General features: G+C 71.0%; 3 protein-coding genes. 1 reads left to right on the top strand and 2 read right to left on the bottom strand.

Translation table 11 applies throughout. From position 1 onward, the window contains the following. The first annotated feature begins 182 nt into the window (after positions 1 to 182). The gene (locus ACQKIP_RS44090) at positions 183 to 542 is read left to right on the top strand and encodes an STAS domain-containing protein (RefSeq protein ID WP_365867053.1); all 360 of its coding nucleotides are present in this window, start codon (positions 183 to 185) and stop codon (positions 540 to 542) included. Here the strand turns inward: ACQKIP_RS44090 and ACQKIP_RS44095 are convergent. Then, positions 429 to 1,436, bottom strand: a complete 1,008-nt coding sequence (locus tag ACQKIP_RS44095) for a sigma-70 family RNA polymerase sigma factor (protein WP_365867054.1) — start codon at positions 1,434 to 1,436, stop codon at positions 429 to 431. The two genes, ACQKIP_RS44090 and ACQKIP_RS44095, sit on opposite strands and share 114 nt — an antisense overlap. Before the next feature lie 127 nt (positions 1,437 to 1,563). Next, positions 1,564 to 2,868: an MFS transporter gene (locus ACQKIP_RS44100; protein WP_365867056.1), complete on the bottom strand. Its 1,305-nt coding sequence runs from the start codon at positions 2,866 to 2,868 to the stop codon at positions 1,564 to 1,566. Between the last annotated feature and the right edge of the window lie 87 nt (positions 2,869 to 2,955).

Genomic DNA, 2,955 nt, shown 5'->3' on the forward strand with positions numbered 1-2,955 from the left:
GGGCTGGAGATTCCAGCCCGTCCGGCGTTTGAGGACGAACTCGGCGAAGCCGGTGATGACGGCGCTCAAGGCCCTCGCGCCAGCGAGTTTTCGGGAAGGGGCGGGGTTGGGGACAAAGCCCGCCGCAGGAGACCCTGCCGAACCTACCGATGAGTTCCGGCGTCCCGCCCAGTCCCCCCAACGTGAACCCAAACAAGCACCCGACCCTGACCCTCACCGGCACCCTGGACAAAGAGAAGACGCACGGCCTCTGCGAGGAGGCCCGCGCCACGCTGCAAGCGACCGGCGCGGAAGTCCTCGTGTGCGACGTGGCGGGCGTCGGCCCACCCGTGCTCGCCGCGATCGACGCCCTGGCAAGACTCCAGCTCACCGCCCGCCGCGCGGACGGCCGGATCCGCGTACGCAACGCGGCCCCGGCCCTGCGCGAGCTACTGGACCTCGTCGGGCTCCCCATTGAGGTCGAGGTGGGCCGGCAGGCCGAACAGCGGGAACCACCGGGGCGTGTCCAGGAAGCAGTGGAAGCCCGCGATCCGCCCTTCTGAGATCTCGATGACCTGGACCGCCCAGGGTGCGTACCCGCCCTTCTCGGGGTCGGGCTTGTAGTGGGCGAAGCCCGGCGTGCCGTTGACGTTGACCGGGAAGAGCTTGCTGTTCGCGCAGGAGGCGCCGATGGTCGACATGAAGCCGGTGATGTCGGACGTGCCGCGCAGCCACAGGTCGAACGGGGGCATCGTCATGATGGCGTCCTCGTGGAGGAGAGCCGTCAGCGCCGCCATGTCATAGCCCTCGAAGGCCGCGACGTAACGCTCCAGGAGCTTCTGCTGCTCGTCGTCCAGAGGGTCGGACACCGCGGTGTCGTCCCCGGGCCCCTCGGCCAGCGTCGCCCGCGCACGCTGCAACGCGCTGTTGACGGAGGCCACCGAGGTGTCGAGGAGCTCGGCAGCCTCGCTGGCCTTCCACGCGAGGACCTCGCGCAGGATGAGCACCGCCCGCTGCTTGGGCGGCAGTTGCTGGAGGGCGGCGACGAACGCGAGCCGCACGGACTCCTTGGCCACGGCCGCCTCCGCGGGGTCGCTGACGGACGGCAGCATGCGCGCGTCCGGCATCGGCTCCAGCCAGACGTTGTCCGGACGGGGGGAGAGCGCGGCCTGCGCCAGGGGAGCCGCCGCCGTCAGGTCCATGGGCCGGGCGCGGCGGTTGCCGGCGTTCAGCATGTCCAGGCAGACGTTCGTCGCGATGCGGTACAGCCACGACCGGAGGCTGGAGCGGCCCTCGAACTTCTCGTAGCTCCGCCAGGCGCGGACCATGGTGTCCTGCACCGCGTCCTCCGCCTCGAAGGCGGAGCCCAGCATGCGATAGCAGTACCCGGTCAGTTCGACCCGGTGCTTCTCCAGTGTGACGTCCAGTTCCGACGTCGTCCCTGCGATGTCAGTCATCCCAACCCACCCCTGCGGCTGCCACGAAAGTCCCAGCACTTCGGAAGCTACCGCAGCCCACTGACAACGGCCCCCGGAGTAGGAAAACCCGCAGGTGGGAGAGGGGGCGCCGCTGGGCCCCGGACGGCTAGTGCGCGGCCACGAGCCCCCGGCGCCGCTGCTCCCGCTCCTGGACGCGCGCCGCGTGCGAACCCCAGACGGTGATGGACGCGACGCCGAGCACCGCGAGGATCCCCAGGCCCACCGTCCCGGCCCAGCCCCCCGCGTGGAAGGCCACCGCGCCGAGCGTGCCGCCTGCGCTTGAGCCCAGGTAGTACGCGGACTGGTAGAGCGCCGAAGCCTGCGCGCGCCCCGCGGTCGCCGTACGGCTGACGGACGAGGAGGCGACCGCGTGGCCCGCGAAGAAGCCCGCGGTGATCAGGACGAGCCCGAGAAGGACCATGACCAGCGAGTCGGACAGGGAAAGCAGCAGGCCGCCCGCCGTCGTGCTCACCGCCAGGTACAGCGCGCCGCGCCTGCCGAGCCGCGTCACGAGCTTGCCCGCGGCGGCCGACGAGACCGTACCGACGAGGTAGACCAGGAAGATCGAGCCGATGACGCCCTGCGGGAGCGAGAAGGGCGCTTCGGTGAGGCGGTAGCCGATCACGGTGTAGACCGCGCCGAACACCGTCATGAACAGCGCGCCGATCGCGTACAGCCTGCACAGCAGCGGGTTGGAGAGGTGCGAACGGATCGTCCGGCCGAGCGCCTTGGGGTTGAGCGAGCCCGCCGTGAAGTGGCGCGGCGCGGGAAGCAGCGCGCGGAAGGCGACGGCGCACAGGACCGCCACGACACCCACGACGCCCACGGCCACGCGCCAGCCCCATGCCTGCGCGACCCAGCCGGTGATGATGCGCCCGCTCATGCCGCCGATGGAGTTGCCCGCCACGAACATGCCGATCGCGGCGACCAGGGCCTTGGGCCTGACCTCCTCCGCGAGGAAGGCCATCGCGGACGCCGGAAGCCCGGCCAGGGCCGCCCCCTGCACGGCTCGCAGCGCGATGAGCACGCCGACGGAGGGCGCGAAGGGGACGAGAAGACCCACGACCACCGCGACGGTCAGCGAGACCGTCATCAGCGTCCGCCGCCCGAACCGCTCGCTGAGCGCGCTCAGGGGCAGGACGAAGAGGGCCAGAGCGCCCGTCGCCGCCGACACCGTCCAGCTGGCCGAGCTCGCGCTGACGCCGAAATCGGCGGAGACCAGGGGGAGCAGTGCCTGCGTGGAGTAGAGGAGGGCGAAGGTGGCGACGCCCGCGAGAAAGAGGGCGAAGCTCATCCGGCGATAGCCGGGGCCGCCGGGGGTCAGGCGGGTGTCGGCGGGCTCAGCAGAAGGGGACGGCTGGGGAAGGGCGGCCGCGTGGGTGGCGGACGCCCCGCTACTGGCAGGAGGCATGCATCGAACGTAGGCACACAAGACTCATCCGTCCAATGCATGGACTGGCCATAATCGTTCCCATGGTGCATGAGCGCAGTACAGAGC

It is taken from the genome of Streptomyces sp. NPDC059900, from assembly GCF_050270335.1.
Lineage (GTDB): Bacteria > Actinomycetota > Actinomycetes > Streptomycetales > Streptomycetaceae > Streptomyces.

What these genes read in the sequence shown, in the direction of transcription:
- ACQKIP_RS44095 (WP_365867054.1), bottom strand. Translation starts at nt 1,436, where the DNA reads ATGACTGACATCGCAGGGACGACGTCGGAACTGGACGTCACACTGGAG.
- ACQKIP_RS44100 (WP_365867056.1), bottom strand. Translation starts at nt 2,868, where the DNA reads ATGCCTCCTGCCAGTAGCGGGGCGTCCGCCACCCACGCGGCCGCCCTT.